General features: G+C 61.4%; 11 protein-coding genes. 6 read left to right on the forward strand and 5 right to left on the reverse strand.

The window, feature by feature from the left end:
- Window positions 1-35 precede the first annotated feature (35 nt).
- Window positions 36-4,925 (reverse strand): dermonecrotic toxin domain-containing protein, encoded by a 4,890-nt coding sequence (locus tag AC3IP0_RS12375; RefSeq protein ID WP_489319444.1) that lies wholly within the window; start codon window positions 4,923-4,925, stop codon window positions 36-38.
- 142 nt (window positions 4,926-5,067) lie between these two features.
- Window positions 5,068-5,787, reverse strand: coding sequence for a FadR/GntR family transcriptional regulator (locus tag AC3IP0_RS12380; RefSeq protein ID WP_489319445.1), 720 nt, complete (start codon window positions 5,785-5,787; stop codon window positions 5,068-5,070).
- A gap of 205 nt (window positions 5,788-5,992) precedes the next feature.
- Between AC3IP0_RS12380 and AC3IP0_RS12385 the strand changes: the two genes are divergently transcribed.
- The 6 genes from AC3IP0_RS12385 (at window position 5,993) to AC3IP0_RS12410 (ending at window position 8,754) form a co-directional block, all read left to right on the forward strand.
- Window positions 5,993-6,331: a DUF5629 family protein gene (locus AC3IP0_RS12385; RefSeq protein ID WP_489319446.1), complete on the forward strand. Its 339-nt coding sequence runs from the start codon at window positions 5,993-5,995 to the stop codon at window positions 6,329-6,331.
- Window positions 6,324-7,493 (forward strand): lactonase family protein, encoded by a 1,170-nt coding sequence (locus AC3IP0_RS12390; protein WP_489319447.1) that lies wholly within the window; start codon window positions 6,324-6,326, stop codon window positions 7,491-7,493. Before AC3IP0_RS12385 ends, AC3IP0_RS12390 begins: the two co-directional genes overlap by 8 nt.
- A 156-nt stretch (window positions 7,494-7,649) precedes the next feature.
- Window positions 7,650-7,829 (forward strand): hypothetical protein, encoded by a 180-nt coding sequence (locus AC3IP0_RS12395; RefSeq protein ID WP_007979950.1) that lies wholly within the window; start codon window positions 7,650-7,652, stop codon window positions 7,827-7,829.
- A 217-nt stretch (window positions 7,830-8,046) separates the two neighbouring features.
- Window positions 8,047-8,172 (forward strand): hypothetical protein, encoded by a 126-nt coding sequence (locus AC3IP0_RS12400; protein ID WP_256357088.1) that lies wholly within the window; start codon window positions 8,047-8,049, stop codon window positions 8,170-8,172.
- A 115-nt stretch (window positions 8,173-8,287) separates the two neighbouring features.
- Window positions 8,288-8,500: a hypothetical protein gene (locus tag AC3IP0_RS12405; RefSeq protein WP_489319448.1), complete on the forward strand. Its 213-nt coding sequence runs from the start codon at window positions 8,288-8,290 to the stop codon at window positions 8,498-8,500.
- A complete protein-coding gene (locus AC3IP0_RS12410) occupies window positions 8,497-8,754 on the forward strand; it encodes a hypothetical protein (protein WP_489319449.1) in 258 nt (85 codons plus the stop codon). The genes AC3IP0_RS12405 and AC3IP0_RS12410 overlap by 4 nt, the downstream gene beginning before the upstream one ends.
- 11 nt (window positions 8,755-8,765) lie before the next feature.
- Here the strand turns inward: AC3IP0_RS12410 and AC3IP0_RS12415 are convergent, their stop codons facing one another.
- Genes AC3IP0_RS12415 through AC3IP0_RS12425 form a run of 3 tightly spaced genes read right to left on the reverse strand, consistent with a single transcriptional unit; the run spans window position 8,766 to window position 14,241 of the window.
- Window positions 8,766-9,362, reverse strand: coding sequence for a glutathione S-transferase (locus AC3IP0_RS12415; protein WP_489319450.1), 597 nt, complete (start codon window positions 9,360-9,362; stop codon window positions 8,766-8,768).
- On the reverse strand, window positions 9,359-13,000 hold the full coding sequence (locus AC3IP0_RS12420; RefSeq protein WP_489327513.1) for an AAA family ATPase: 3,642 nt from the start codon (window positions 12,998-13,000) through the stop codon (window positions 9,359-9,361). The genes AC3IP0_RS12415 and AC3IP0_RS12420 overlap by 4 nt, the downstream gene beginning before the upstream one ends.
- Window positions 12,997-14,241, reverse strand: coding sequence for an exonuclease SbcCD subunit D C-terminal domain-containing protein (locus AC3IP0_RS12425; protein ID WP_489327514.1), 1,245 nt, complete (start codon window positions 14,239-14,241; stop codon window positions 12,997-12,999). The genes AC3IP0_RS12420 and AC3IP0_RS12425 overlap by 4 nt, the downstream gene beginning before the upstream one ends.
- Window positions 14,242-14,259: the final 18 nt, after the last annotated feature.

A 14,259-nucleotide genomic window follows, 5' to 3' on the forward strand; every position in this document is an offset into this window, starting at 1 on the left:
GTTTCTGGCGGCGTACTTCGCAGTTGGCGACTCGACTACCGAACAGGCAACAGGTCCAGAAACAGCCTTTGATCCCGTGGTGGGGTAATGGGGCGGTAGAGGTCGCGGATGATCACCTTGTTGTCCGGCCCGGCCTGGGCGATCAGATCCTTGAGGGTCATGAAGCGATGTTCGGGGCGTTTGAGGTGGGCGATGGTGTAGGTCGAGGGCGCGCTGTTCGCCTGGGCATAGTGGAAATGCGCGTACCAAAGCACCGTTTCCGAGTTTTTCTCCCGAATGGCGAATTCCGTCAGATAGTCTTTGACAGCCGTCCGCTTGAGTGCCTGTACCAGCCCGATGTCCACCGCCTGGTGGTCGCGAAGGTACTCGATATTTTCCTGTCGGGGACGTTGGGCCTTGTATCCCTCGATGCAATGTTGCTGGCCTTTGAGCCGGGTTTCGCTGGCGGTGTTGCGCAATGATTCAAGCACGTTGCTGATTTGCGGGTTGTCTGGCTGGGCGTGCTCCAGTTCGCTGGCCAGGGTTTCGATCCGTTCGGCCTGGTGTTCCAGCATATCGCTCCAGTCGCGGGGGTTGAGTTCATCCCGCCGTTGCGGATCACTGAGCTTTCTTTTCTGAAATTCGATTGACCGCTCAATGGCCGGGATTTCGTCGATCAGTCGCTGCCCCTCCGTGCGTAGCGCGGCAACAGTACGCGGTTGCGCGGCGTGCACAGGCCGCACCGGCGCGGCTTCGACAATTTCCACCCATCCTTCATTGGGGTGCTCCATGAACCGTCCACTGACCTGGAGGGTGACCGGGTTTCGGGTGACGATTGTCGGAAACGGCATGCCTGCGCTCGCCGGTTCCAGCTCTCCCACCAAGGCGCCGTTATCCCGTGACTTGAACACCCGTTTGGTCTTGGACGGTGCTTTGACGGGTTTGAAGGCGCCGGGCAATACCGGCAGAAATTCGTCCTCGCGCAACAGATCGGCCAGTTCGCTCTCGGCACTGTCCCGTGCGATCTCCAGACGCTCCATCAGCAGCGACATATAGCGGGGGCGGATCAACGGGGACTCAAGCTCCAGCAGTGAGGTGTTGATTTGCAGGCGTCTTTTGTAGTGCCTGATCAGGTTGATCAGGACGTCCTTGCGCTCCCGGGAGGTAAAACCATCCGTGCTCAGCAGCTCCAGATGGGAGTCTTCGAGCGCTGACATGGTGCCCAGACGGTCTTCATGTACCTTGAGAAAGTACTGCTCTTGCGGGGTTTTTGTCTCGACGGTGGCGTCAATGCTCAAGATATTGAGTACGTCGAGCGATTCGAGGATGGCGGTGACCCGGTTGGAAAACCTTCGGTCAGGATGGCTTTTGAGGTATTTCAGGCGTTGTGCCGGCCCGGTCTTGAAGTCCTGCGCAAGCTCTGTAAGTACCCCATCCTGCGTGATGATTGCCTGGGTATGTCGCTCGGAGGCGGCAAAAAGGGTTTGCAGTAGGTCGTACATGCGCTGGGCGGATTCGATGTCATTGCTGTTGTGTTGCAACTCGATCAGCGACTCGCCTTGCTCGGAAACGAAGCTGGCCAGGTAGAGGGTCGCCAGTCGATAGATCCTCAGTCCATAGGAGGACAGGATCGCCGTGTACTCGCCGGTCGCTTTTGCCTCGTATTCGAAGCGCACGTCAACGTCCTTGAGTTGTCGATAGGCCTGGATCAAATCGCGACGGGCCTGGATCAACTGATCGACAATGACCTGATCTCTTTCCTGCAATACCTGGAAATTCAGCCGGCTGCGGGATCGCGCAACAGCCTTGAGCCGATGGTCGCCCTGGAGGGCCTGATCCTCGGGCGATGCGCGAAGACGTATACGGGCGGTTTCCAGTTCGTTGTCGGCGCTGTCGTACGCGATTCTGGCGGCTTCCAGTTGCCGGTCCATATCCTTTGCCTGTCTTGCCAGCGTCGATACGCTCCCACCGATTTGGTTGACCTCAACGGTGGCTTGCTCACGTTTGTTTTCTATTTCCGCCAGTTTGGCTTTGAGTCGATTCTTGGGGCCTCCGCCCTGCAGCTTCAGACCCATGTCCAGCGACCATCTGCCTTGTCCGTCGGTCTTGAGCTTGAAGCCGGGATGGAGCGGCTTTTCGGGGTGAACGATGTAAACGTCGCCGAACCCTGGAACGATACTGACCTTGAACAGCAATCCTCCCAGTGAGGCATGCCATTGATGGTCGATACGGTACAGCCCCTTGAACATGCCGATTTCAACGGGGGCGGGAACCGGGACGGGCCAGGCGACCTTGAGTTCGAGCAATGCATTCAACAGGCGCCGGCTTGACGAATCCCTGGCGGTGGAGTGAATGAAATCGATCCGGGTGCGGTCAGCGGCCGGCGGTTCTGCGGGCAAGCCGACCACGCCTTGCTCGATGACGGCCGTCAGAGGAGCGACATCCTGGAGTGGACGCCGCAGGCGGACGAGACGCGGTGGCGGCTCTGCCGGCCGGGGTGCCGGTGTTGAAAGCTCGGGCGGATGGGGTTGGGGCGACACATGCAACAGGATCAACCCGACATTGAGCAGCAGATCGACCCAGGCCAGTTCCCGGGCCGTCGGGTCATTGCCGTGCAGCGCCGTCACATCGCTTTTCAGGGCGACGGCCAGCTGCAACATCCAGCCGGCCAGCATCGCCGGGCCGCGAAGCACCGGCAGGAGCAAGGCGTTGAACAGCAACCAGCCGCCCTCGCGCACGATGGCCCAGCGGTTTTCGGCGTTGGAAACCGATTCTCTGTCAGCCAGGTCAATGAGCGCCCGTGCGTTGCTGGCGTAGAGGTACTGCGTCAGATTCCCGGTGGCCAGCGCCTGTGCCAGGCTACCAGGTGCTTCTTCGGTGCGTGAGTCCTGAGCCAACTGTGCCGGCTCTGGTTTTTCCCAACGGACGGTGTCGTCTCCCAGGCCGAAACGAAGGATGTGGGGGCTGTTGAACCCGTCATTGCTGTAGATCGGCCGGGCCCTGTCCGGCAACCAGCCCAGTACGCTGTCTTGCAGTGGACCGGCTTGTGCAACGGCGTTGAACAATGCTTCACGGCTGGAGAATTGCTGCAAGGCGTCCTGGTACACGGGCCGATACAGGATGTGCGGGCCGATGGCGGTGTCCCGCGGTTCAATGATGAACATGTTGTCGACGACATCGGCGCCCGCGCCGGCCTTGCGGGTAAAGGCAAGCGCGCGGACGACGATGTCCTGGCCGTCGACGACGCGCTCGGGTGCATGGGTGTGCAAGACGGCCTTGATGTAACGGTAGCCCTGGAAGCTCAATCCGTGCTCGCCGCGGATCGTGTGTTCCAACGCCTGAAGCGGCAGGTGTACCTTGAGCGCCTGGCCAAACAGGATTACGCGATGTTGCGATTCGCTGTTGTCATCGAGCAGCAGGGTTTTGAGGGTGTGCGGGTAGCGTTCGCCGATGTTCACCCGGCTGATCAGCCCTTCGGTACTGCTGAACAGACCTTTTTCGCCCAGGATGTAGTCGGTGGTCAGCCACGACGGGACGGCTTTGCCAGTCTTGTCCGTGATGGTCATGCTGCCCGAGGGCGTGGCGCTCAGGTTCTGGATGGCCAGTTCAGTCAGCGTCATGGGGACGCGGGTGATGAAGCCGCTGCCCAGATCGCCAGCCGCCACCCGGAAATTGAGCACCAGATCGCCAGGTTCGCAATCGGAATCGGGATGGTCCAGGCGTAACTGATCACGCAAGGCGTTGTTGGTGAAATCATGCAGGTTTTCGATGCCGTCGAGGAAGGACTTGCCGCCTGTCTGTCGTTGCCATTGCGCCTGCTCGACCAGCAATTGACGATATTCGGCACGCTCGCTGTCGCTGGCGTCCTTGAGCCATTGGGGCAGGGTCGCGCGTATCTTTTCGACAGGTTGCTGGCCAGGCGCCGGAGCATGGCTGAAGTAAGGGGCCGGGTCGGTACTGGCCGCGAAGCGTTCTTCCAGTGCGCGAATGCCCTGGTCGGCGGGAAGCCGGATGGCATCCAGGTTCTCCAACTGACGCTCCAGCAGCAACGCGGCCTGAGTATCGAAGATATTTCCATCGGGCTCGGAACGCTTGATGACGACTTTGTCGGCGATGAACTGGCGCTCCACCTCACGCCCCCAGGCCTGATTGAACGCTTCCATGCTCGGGTACGATTCCAGACGGCCTGAAACACGGTACAAAAATGTCCGGTTTCCTTGCACCACCAGCAGGTCCGGCGTGGTGAAGGACGTGCTTTCGCCGTTGCGGATCACGCAGGTTTCCAGGCAATAGGCATGCACAAAGCCGTCAGGGTGGGGGATGGCCTGGCGCTCACGACGGTCGGGATATCGAGCCAGTTCGTAAAGTGCGGCCCGGTCATCTTTTTGAGCGGCGGGAAGAAGGCTCGCGGCACTGTTCAGACCGCTTGCCAGCAGGTCACCCAGCCATTGCCAGTGGCTGGCCCTGGTGTCGTGCGTCTGGTTCCAGCAGGCCGTCAGGGCATCTTGAAATTGTGTGCCCAGGGTCAATGCCAATGACTGGATTTTTTCCTGGATAACGCCCATGTCGGGACGTTTCGGCCCTTGCGCTTCGTAGGTCAGACGCGAGGGAGCGCGGTTGGTGAGGAAGTGTACGCGTCCGTCAATTTCTGCCGTGAGATTCAGGGATGTGTTGTTGCCCAGATAGTCCAGGGCCACGTCGATCAATAGCTTGAGGTCCCATCCTCCCGTCCGGTTGGGTATGGCCAGCCGGGTGACATCCAGATCCAGGGCCAGAGGCGGGTAACGCTCCAGAATACTGGCGTGAAGCAGTTGTCCGGCGACCTGGCGCAATGTCGGTCGGCTGGCGAATCGACGGGCGACCGCTTGAGCCGGGGCGTCGCTGGTAGCGGGGTGTGTGGGTTGTCCCTGAGCTTCGTCTGGCGGGACGGAGGATTGATTCTGCATATCGGATACCGTTCTGTAGCGAAAGAAGTGTGGTTTCGCTGCCAGAATGGTGAGTTTGTTGCAGGTGAGTGCGGTATCCCGCTACCACCTGGGCACTCGAGAGTTGTGTCGGATCGTGCCTGGCGATCGGCCGATGTGTCGCTCAGGACAGCTCGGAGCCGAGTACGACATTCAGCGCGCCGCGGGCATCGTCCAGCTGCACCAGCGTCGCATGCCGCGCGCCGAGGGCATCGCGGTTTTCGATGGCGGTCAGGATCGCCTTGTGCCGGGGCAGCGCCAGTTCATGCAGGTTCGGCCGCTGGTTGGAATGCTTCAAGGCTTCGGCAATGGCCACCGAGAGCATGTTGCACAGGTTGGCCAGCAGGTCGTTGTGCGTGGCATCGGCGATGCGACTGTGGAAATCCAGGTCCGGTTGCAACAGAGCCTCCGGCGTCGGCGCGGCTTCCATACGCTGGTAGGCCTCGCCGATGGAGGCAATGTCCGCTTCCGTGGCGAATTGCGCGGCGAGGGCGGCAGCGGCCGGTTCGATGATGCTGCGCACGCTGGTCAGCAGGTCAAAGAACTGATTCTGCGGACTGCTTTGCATCAACCAGTGCAGCACGTCCGGATCGAGCATGTGCCAGTCCTTGCGCGGCTTGACCACGGTCCCGACCCGCGGGCGGGAATACACCAGGCCCTTGGCAACCAGGACCCGGGTGGCTTCACGCAGCACCGGCCGGCTGACCGCATATTCTTCGCACAACAGCGCTTCGGCGGGCAGTTTGTCGTCCGGCAGGAAACGTCCCGAGACGATCTGCATGCCCAGTTCCTGGACGATGCGCGAGTGCATGCTTTTGCGGTCGGAGGGTTTGCGGTAATCCATGGGGAGCGGCGCAGTCCTGTGCGAATAGGTGTCGCGCATGATAGCAGGCGCGGGGCGAACTTAAGGCGGGCGTAGATCAAATGTGGGAGCGGGCTTGCTCGCGAAAGCGGAGTGTCAGCCAACAGAGATGTTGAATGATAAACGGCATTCGCGAGCAAGCCCGCTCCCACAGGTTGGTCATTCCAACCGAGGGAAATGGGGTGCTATGAGCTATCATTGCGTCTTTCTCATTCAAAGACTGATTGCCATGACTTCCCTAACCGACACCTTGCTCAATGCCCTCGAACACTGCGGAATGGTGGAAATCGACGGGCTGCATGCCTTCGAATTCGCCCTCGACGAGTTTGATAACCTGCACATTGAATGCATGGATGGCCGTGCGGCCAAACACTGGGAGTTCACCCCGGCGCAGATCCAGGCCGCGACCTTCGACACCACGTTGCAAAGCTGGTTGATCACCGGTGACTCGGGTGAACACCGTTTGGTGTGCCTGGGCGATGTCGTCAGCGGTGACAACGAAGCTGACGACCAAGACGATGCGTAACCTCTGGCCACTGTTGATGGCCGGCAGCATCGGCGCCATGGGCGTACAAACGGCGATAGCCGAGAGTGTCCAACTGCTGGTGGGTTCCTACACCGCCGGTCAAAGCCAGGGCATCTACCGCCTGGCTTTCGACAGCAGCACCGGGCAGATCGATGCCAGGCCCCTGCAAGTGATCAAGAGCGAAAACCCGTCGTGGCTGACTCTGTCGAAGGATCAGCGACACCTGTTCGTGGTCAACGAAAACGGCCCGGGCCAGACCGACCCGGTAGGGCGCGTCAGCAGTTTCGCGATCGATCCCAAGACCCGTGCGCTGAGCCTGGAAAACCAGGTGCAAAGCCTGGGCAACGAGCCGACCCATTCCAGTCTCAGCACCGATGGCAGCCATCTGTTTGTCAGCAATTACTCGGTGGCCGAAGACCCGGGCGGCACCCTCGCGGTATTGCCGGTGGCGGCCGATGGCAAGCTCAAACCGGTGGTGCAGATGAGCAGCCACCCGGCGAGCCGGGTCAATCCCGAGCGTCAGGCCTCGGCCCACGTGCACTCGACGATCCCGTCGCCGGACGGCCAATACGTGTTCGCCAATGACCTGGGCGCCGACAAGGTGTTTGCCTACCGCTTCGACCCCAAGGCCAACCCGGAGCTGCCGTTGACCCCGGCCAACCCGGCATTCGTGCAGCTGCCACCGGGCAGCGGGCCGCGCCACCTGCTGTTCAGCGCTGATGGCAAACATGCCTGGCTGACCATGGAAATGAGCGCGCAAGTGGCGGTGTTCGATTACCATGACGGTCAACTCGAACAGACGCAGATGGTCGATCTGGCTGCCGGGCAACCGGTCTCGGACAAGGCTGCGGCGGCCTTGCATGCTTCGGCTGACGGCAAGTTCCTCTACGTCAGCAACCGTGGCACCGCCAATCAACTGCTGGTGTTTGCCATCGATCCGGCGACCGGCCACCTCAGTGAGCTGCAACGTCGGGCGGTGGAGGGCGATCATCCGCGGGAATTCAGCCTCGATCCGAGCGGCAAATTCCTGTTGATCGCCAACCAGAAGAGCAACCAGATTGTCGTCGTCGAGCGTGATGCCAGGACCGGCCTGCTGGGCAAGACCGTGCAAAAACTGCCGATGGACGCCCCGAGCGACCTCAGGTTTCTGCTGCGTCAATAAGCCGCAGGCCCCGGTTGATGGGGCCTGCCTGCTTTTATCAATGACGCTGATATCTGGTACTGCTACAAAGCATTTCAAGGCATGAACCCTCGAGGGTTAAGTTTGCTTCACGGCCCCACCGGGCAAGCAAGCCAACTGAATCCGAGGAATACCGCCATGAACTTCAACATCTTCTCTGTCATCGCCGCTTCCGCCATTTCTGCCACCGTTGCACTGCCAGCCAGTGCCAACGTTGAAATCAGCGACAAAAAAGCCCACACCCAGAGCTACACCCAGAAGTACCTGCAACAGAGCGCCAACTTCTACGCCGCGCTGGATCACAAAACCCAGGCCTGAACGTTCACCCCTGCCTTTATGCAGGAGCGAAGTCACTGATGATCGAAGACCCTGATGTTGAAACACAGGTGTTGAAAACGATCAGAGTGATGTCGCTCCTGCATAACGCATTTGCGACAGCATCAGTTTGCCGTCATTGTTGTGCTTGATATCATATTGCCATGCGTTTAAATTGACGCTGATTTTTTGACTCCTCCTCACGGCAAGGATCGGCAGCATGGTGACGCGTCTGGCATTGGTTGTTCTTTTTCTCTATTCCACCCCCATTCTGTCGGCGGCAGAGCCTGTTCCGGGTGAGCCGGATGCTGCTCGCGAACGCTTGATAAGTTTTATTGAAGACTGAAATAGTCTGGCTTAATGATCAATGAAGTTGATGGTCACTATGGATAACCCTGAGTGGTTACCCAGGCTTTTTTGATCGATTCTGTGGGCATTGAAACATGCCTGCGGAGAACATCATGGCCAGCGCAATTCTCACTTCTGCCAAACACGGCGCCTATGTGGCGATCGGTCTTTACCTTGCCATGGTGCTGCTGGTCAGCCTTTCAGCGCAGTCGCAATCCACCTTCGAAGCACCGATCCAGGTCGCTCATCCCGGCATCCAGTTTGAACACCGTGCGCAAAACGCGGGCGTTGATCAGGCTGAGTTCGCAGGAGTCGTCGGCGCATGAAAGGGCACAGACTGTGGGTCATCGCCTTCCTGGCGTTCATGACCAACGGATCCTCCCTGCTGGGGATCGGCCAGGGCTCGGCGGGCTCGGTGGCACGGGCCATCGAAGCCAACCACAACATTGCCCGCAGCATCGAAAACGCCAGTGCCCAGGGGATGCTGGCCGGCAATCCGCCGATCAGGAATGAAGGCGTGGTTTTCGGGCCGTTCCAGGTGGATTGCTCGGCGATCGGGATGTGTAAGGTGTTGGCGTAAAAGTGCCTGGCCTACTTCTTCATGATTGAAGTAAAGAGTTCCGACTCCAGAAACCGCTGCAACCAATCCTGCAAACGCCGATACGGCGTCTGCGCGAACCAGTCGCGGTCGACGTGGGCGAACTGGCGCACGAAGGGCATCAACGCCGCATCGGCCAGGCTTGGATGGCTGGCCAGCAAGTAGTCGCGTCCCTCCAGCAATTCATCCAGCCTTTGCAAAAACACCTCGCCTTCACCGCGATAAACCTCCATCGGCTGCTCGGGATAACGCTCGGCGTACTTGTAGCGATTCAAGTGCACCTTGAACACCTGATCGTTGTGTTCGATCAGGGGGGCGATTTGCGCCGCTGCGTCAGGATCATCCTTGAGCAGCCAGTCCTGCGGATCGTTCTGTGCCAGGGCCCAGCGCATGATGTCGAGGCTTTCGTCGATCACCCGACCATCGGCGCTGAGCACCGGCACCGTGCCTTTGCCCGACAGCGCGAGCATCTCGGCGGGCTTGGCCTTCAGGCTGACTTCGATAATGTCCACGGCCACGCCCGAGTAGCGCAGGGCCATGCGTGCGCGCATGGCGTACGGGCAGCGGCGGAAGGAATACAGGGTGTTCATTTCACCTCCAGGGTGCTCAGGCCGTTGCCCTGGCGCTGGACCTGAATCTGCACCGGAATCCGTTCATGCATTTCCTGTACGTGGGAAATCACCGCGACCTTGCGGCCCTGGGCCTGCAAGCCGTCGAGGGCGTCCATGGCCAGTTGCAGGGATTCGGGATCGAGGCTGCCGAAGCCTTCGTCGATGAACAGCGACTCGATTTTCAACGTGCTCGACGCCATCGACGCCAAACCGAGGGCCAGCGCCAGCGACACCAGGAAGGTCTCGCCACCGGACAGCGAATGCACCGAGCGCAGTTCGTCGCCCATTTCGGTGTCCATCACCAGCAAGCCGAGCATGCTGCCGCCGCGCTTGAGGCGATAGCGACGCACCAGTTGGCGCAGTTGCACGTTGGCGTGGTGCACCAGCAGGTCGAGGTTGTAGGCCTGGGCGATCTTGCGGAAGGTGTCGCCGGTGGCGGAGCCGATCAAAGCATTCAGGCGTGCCCAGCGTTGATACTCGTTGTAGGCATCGGCAATCTGCTGCGCCAGGGCCTGATTGGCGTTCTGCCGGCGCTGGTCCTCGGCCTGTTCGGCGCGCAACTCGGCGCAGTGTTGCTCGCTGATGGTGGCGAGGTTTTGCAGGTCGATCAGCGCACCGGCCAATTGCTCGGCATCGAGGTTGCCGTTGTGTTGCGCCTGATGATCCAGCAGGCGCTTGTCGCGCTCCTGTACCAGGACGCTGGCCTGTTCGATGGCTTTTTCGCTGTGCTGCAAGCGCTGGCGCAGTTCGCTGACCTGAGTGTCGTCGACGCGCAGCAGGTCTTCGAGGCCGCCGTTATCCAGCTCGGGATGGCGGGCGCGCCAGTCGCCGATCTTGCCGGCGAGCTCACGTTCTTCGCCTTCCAGTGCGTGCAAGCGCTCCTGCTGGGCCTTGAGCTCGGCAGCGATTTGCACTGACTGCGTGAGGACGCTTTGCAGCGTCTGCGCGGTGCTGGCTTCGGCGCTGCGCGCCTGTTCCACGGCCTGTTCCAGTTGCTGCTGCCAATGCTCGGCGCTGCTGTGTTCGCCGAGTAATTGCCCGAGTGTGTGCTGGCTCGCCTGTTGCTGCTCGGCCAGCCCGGTGAACTGCTGTTCGGCGGCCTGCAATTGCTGCACGCGGCTTTGCTGGCGGTCCTGCTCCTTCTCCAGGTTTTGCTGGCGCTGTTGCTGCTCGGCCAGTTCTTCCTTTTGTTGCTCGAGTTGCGCCAGGCGCTCGGCGATCTGCCGGTCGAGCTGCATGAAGGTCGCGGCCGGTTCGACGCGCAGCGCTTGCAGGGTTTCGGCCGGCAGCAGGTTGGCGAATGCGCTGAGTTCTTCGTCCAGGCGCTGGCGGTCGTTGCCCAGCTCACGCTGTTGATTGCTCAGGTGCTGGGCCGCTTGCTGGTGTGCGGTTTCGGCATGGCGCAATTGTTGGGTCAGGCGTGCAGCATCCTGTTGCAGGGTGAGCAGCGCGCTCTGCCGTTGCTCGTCCTGGCTGATGCTCTGGTTAAGCTGGCTGTTTTGCTGGATGAGCCAGGCATCGCGTTTGGCGGCATCCTGGCCCAGCAGTTGGGCAGCCAGCGGATGCGCTTCCAGGCTCGGGGCGAGGGCTTGCTGCAGGGTCGCCAGATGCTCCTGCTGTTGCAGCAGTTCCTTTTGCTGGGCGATCAGCCCGCCGACTTCGGCACGCAAGTCGGTGAGTTTTTCCTTGAGCAGGTCGACGGCCTTCTGCGCGTTGGCCTGTTCGCTTTCATCAAAACGGCCGAGGCTCTGCAGCAGGGCTTCGGGCTGATGATAGGGATGCTCGTTGCTGCCGCAGACCGGGCATGGCTGATCGTCCTGCAATTGCGCGCGCAGCTCTTCGACACTGGCGCTGCGCGCCAGACGCTGACGCTCCAGCAGTTCGCGCGTGACGTTGAGGGTCTGTTCGGCAACGCTCAGATCAGCCTTGGCCTTGACCCCGTCCTGGGTCAGGCGTTCGCGTTCCTGCTGCGCGGTGGACTGGCGTTGTTGCAGCTCGGCACCGCGTTTGTCCAGGTCCTGCTGGCTGGCCCACAGGCGCGCAAGGTCTTCGACGGCACGCAGTTGCTTGCGGTTGTCCTGCAACAGACTGCCCAGAATGCCGATCTGCTCGGCGACGGCATCCGGTTCGGCGCCGGCCTCCTTGAACAGCACCTCCAGTTGCTGCTTCTGCGCGGTGAGTGCCTGGTCGGTGCTCGCAGCGTTTTGTTCGAGACTGGCCAGTTCGGCCTGGCCCTGATTCAGACGATTGCCGATCAGCATCAACTGTTGCAGCCGATCGCGGTAGGCATTCCAGGCATCGCTCAGCGGTGCCAGATGGGTGCTTTGCTCCAGCCCGGTGGCGATGCGCTGCAAGTCGCTGGCGCCACGGGCTTGCTGGTCGAGCAAAGTCTGAATCGTGCCCTGGCCCTGGGTGCAGGCCTGTTGCGCCTGTTGCCTGGCTTCGGCGCTGAGGGCGGTGTCCTTGGCCAGGCGGGCGAGGGTGCTTTGCGCTTCGAAGGCCTGACGCAGCAACGGCGCGCTGTCGACTTGTCGCTGTTGGGTTTCGCTCAAGGCGATCCGGACGCTGCCGAGTTGTTGCTCAAGCTGCGTCTGGCGCTCGCCGAGTTCGCCGTGCTGCTGCATGTGCAAGGCAATTTGCGCCGCCAAGGGTGTCAGCAGCGCATCGACCTCGGCTTTACGGGCGAACTGGTGCCGTTGCGGGGCCAGCTGTTCCAGGCGGGTGAGCCTCAAGCGTTCACTGGTCAAGGCCTCCCAGTGGGTCTGCGCCGATTGCAGTTGTTCGCTGGCGGCCAGATGTTCGTCCTGCAAGCGACGCAGGTCCTTGAGCCAGGTGTCCTGCAGTTCAAGCTGTTTGAGTTGCGCCTGTCGGGTCTTGAGTTGCTGCTGCGTTTCGTTGAAGCGCGCATCCAGTTCCGCGCGGGCTTCCGGCGACAGCGGCGTCACACCACTGGCCTGATCCTGCAGCAGCTTGTGCGCCTCGCGGGCTTCCTTGGTCTTGTCGAAGGCCCGACGACCGAGGCGGGTGTAGAGCGCCGTGTCGGTGAGTTTTTCCAGCAGTTCGCTGCGGTCGTTGTCGTCGGCCTTGAGGAATGCGCTGAACTCACTTTGCGCCAACATCACCGCGCGGGTGAACTGCTCGAAATTCAGGCCCAGTGCGGCTTCGAGCTGGGTCTTGTATTCGCCTTTCTGGCTGGCGAGCAATTGATCCTGATCGATGTCACGCAAGCTCTGGCGGCTGGCCTGCAGCTTGCCGGCGGCCTTGTCCCGGGCGCGATTGGCTTCCCAGCGGGCGCGGTAGCGGCGACCGTCGACACCGACGAAATCCACTTCCGCATAGCCTTCACCCGTGCCGCGACGCAGCAGGGTACGCGGGTCGCCGGTAGCGATTTCGCCGTCGGCGTCCGGTACCTTGGCGTCGCGGCCGGTGTTGTTCAGGCGCGGTACGGCGCCAAACAGCGCCAGGCACAGGGCATCGAGCAAGGTGCTTTTGCCGGCGCCGGTGGGGCCGGTGATGGCGAACAGTCCGGCACTGGCCAGGGGTTCGGCGGTGAAGTCGATTTCAAACGGCCCGGCTAGCGAGGCGAGGTTTTTCAGGCGGATCGCGAGAATTTTCATGGTTGTTCGCTCTCCATCTGCACGTCCTGCAACAGCTCGGCAAAGTCCTTGAGGGTCTGCTCGTCGACCTCGCTGCCGTAGTTGTCCTGCCAGGCGCGGCTGAACAGTTCCTGAGGCGTGAGTTGGTCCAGTTCGATCAGCGTGCTGCCTTCGTCGGCACCGTCACGGCCGCCGTTGCCGGCGTACTCGGCGGCGATGCGCACCAGGCGCACGGCCTTGCCTTGCAGGGCGGTTTCCACTTGATTGCGCAGGTCGGGTTGCGGTTCGTCGAGGCGCACCCGCACCTCCAGCCATGGCTGGCGCTGGATGTCGGCCAACAGATCGATGTTCGGCAGGTCGGCCAGTTGCAGCAGGATTTCGCTCAATGGCGCGGGGCCAATGCGTTGCAGGTTGACCGCGCGGGGGATCAGTTTCGGCTCGACGCTGACCAGGGTTTCGCCGTCGAGCTTGATGTCGAGAATCTGGTGCTGATAGCTGATCTCGGAGAACGACAGCGGAATCGGCGAGCCGCTGTAGCGGATGCGCTCCTCGCCGTTGACCTTCTGCGGCTTGTGCAAGTGGCCGAGGGCCACGTAGCTGATGCTCGGCCCGAACAGGCTGGCGGGCAGGGCTTCGGCATTGCCGATGATCAGGCTGCGCTCGGAGTCTTCCGACACCGAACCGCCGGCCATGTGCGCGTGGCTGATGGCGATCAGTGCCTGGCCCGGCTGGCGCTTGGCGTTGGCCGCTGCGATCAGCCACTCGTGCACCTGACCGATCCCGCGCAGGTAGTTGTCACCCAAATGCGCGCCGGTGACTTCCGCCGGGCGCAGGAATGGCAGCGCCAGGCACCAGCCGGCGATTTCACCACTGGCATCCGGCAAGGGCAGTAACAGGCGCTCGGCGTCCAGTTGACCGTCATCCAGCCACAACACACGGCCGAGGGCATGGGTGCGCAAGCGGCGCATCAAGGGCGCGGGCAGTTCGATCCGCGAGCCGGAATCGTGGTTGCCGGCGATCATCACGATGGTCAGCAACGGCTGCTGTTCGTGGGCGCTGACGATGAAGTCGTAGAGGCGCTCCTGGGCTTTGACCGGCGGATTGACCGTGTCGAAGATATCGCCGGCGATCAACAGTACGTCCGGTTGATCCAGTTTCAGCTGGCGCAGCAGCCAGTCGAGAAAACAGCCGTGCTCGAAATCGCGATCCTGGCCGTGCAGGTTCTGCCCGAGGTGCCAGTCGGAGGTGTGAAACAGACGCATGAGCAATTCCATACAGAA

It is taken from the genome of Pseudomonas sp. GL_103 (assembly GCF_057835175.1).

Excerpts from the sequence above, each read along its gene's own strand:
- AC3IP0_RS12400 (WP_256357088.1), top strand. The coding sequence starts at position 8,047 with ATGGTGACGCGTCTGGCATTGGTTGTTCTTTTTCTCTATTCCACCCCC.
- AC3IP0_RS12410 (WP_489319449.1), top strand. The coding sequence starts at position 8,497 with ATGAAAGGGCACAGACTGTGGGTCATCGCCTTCCTGGCGTTCATGACC.
- AC3IP0_RS12395 (WP_007979950.1), top strand. The coding sequence starts at position 7,650 with ATGAACTTCAACATCTTCTCTGTCATCGCCGCTTCCGCCATTTCTGCC.
- AC3IP0_RS12415 (WP_489319450.1), bottom strand. The coding sequence starts at position 9,362 with ATGAACACCCTGTATTCCTTCCGCCGCTGCCCGTACGCCATGCGCGCA.
- AC3IP0_RS12385 (WP_489319446.1), top strand. The coding sequence starts at position 5,993 with ATGAGCTATCATTGCGTCTTTCTCATTCAAAGACTGATTGCCATGACT.
- AC3IP0_RS12420 (WP_489327513.1), bottom strand. The coding sequence starts at position 13,000 with ATGAAAATTCTCGCGATCCGCCTGAAAAACCTCGCCTCGCTAGCCGGG.
- AC3IP0_RS12425 (WP_489327514.1), bottom strand. The coding sequence starts at position 14,241 with ATGCGTCTGTTTCACACCTCCGACTGGCACCTCGGGCAGAACCTGCAC.
- AC3IP0_RS12390 (WP_489319447.1), top strand. The coding sequence starts at position 6,324 with ATGCGTAACCTCTGGCCACTGTTGATGGCCGGCAGCATCGGCGCCATG.
- AC3IP0_RS12380 (WP_489319445.1), bottom strand. The coding sequence starts at position 5,787 with ATGGATTACCGCAAACCCTCCGACCGCAAAAGCATGCACTCGCGCATC.
- AC3IP0_RS12405 (WP_489319448.1), top strand. The coding sequence starts at position 8,288 with ATGGCCAGCGCAATTCTCACTTCTGCCAAACACGGCGCCTATGTGGCG.
- AC3IP0_RS12375 (WP_489319444.1), bottom strand. The coding sequence starts at position 4,925 with ATGCAGAATCAATCCTCCGTCCCGCCAGACGAAGCTCAGGGACAACCC.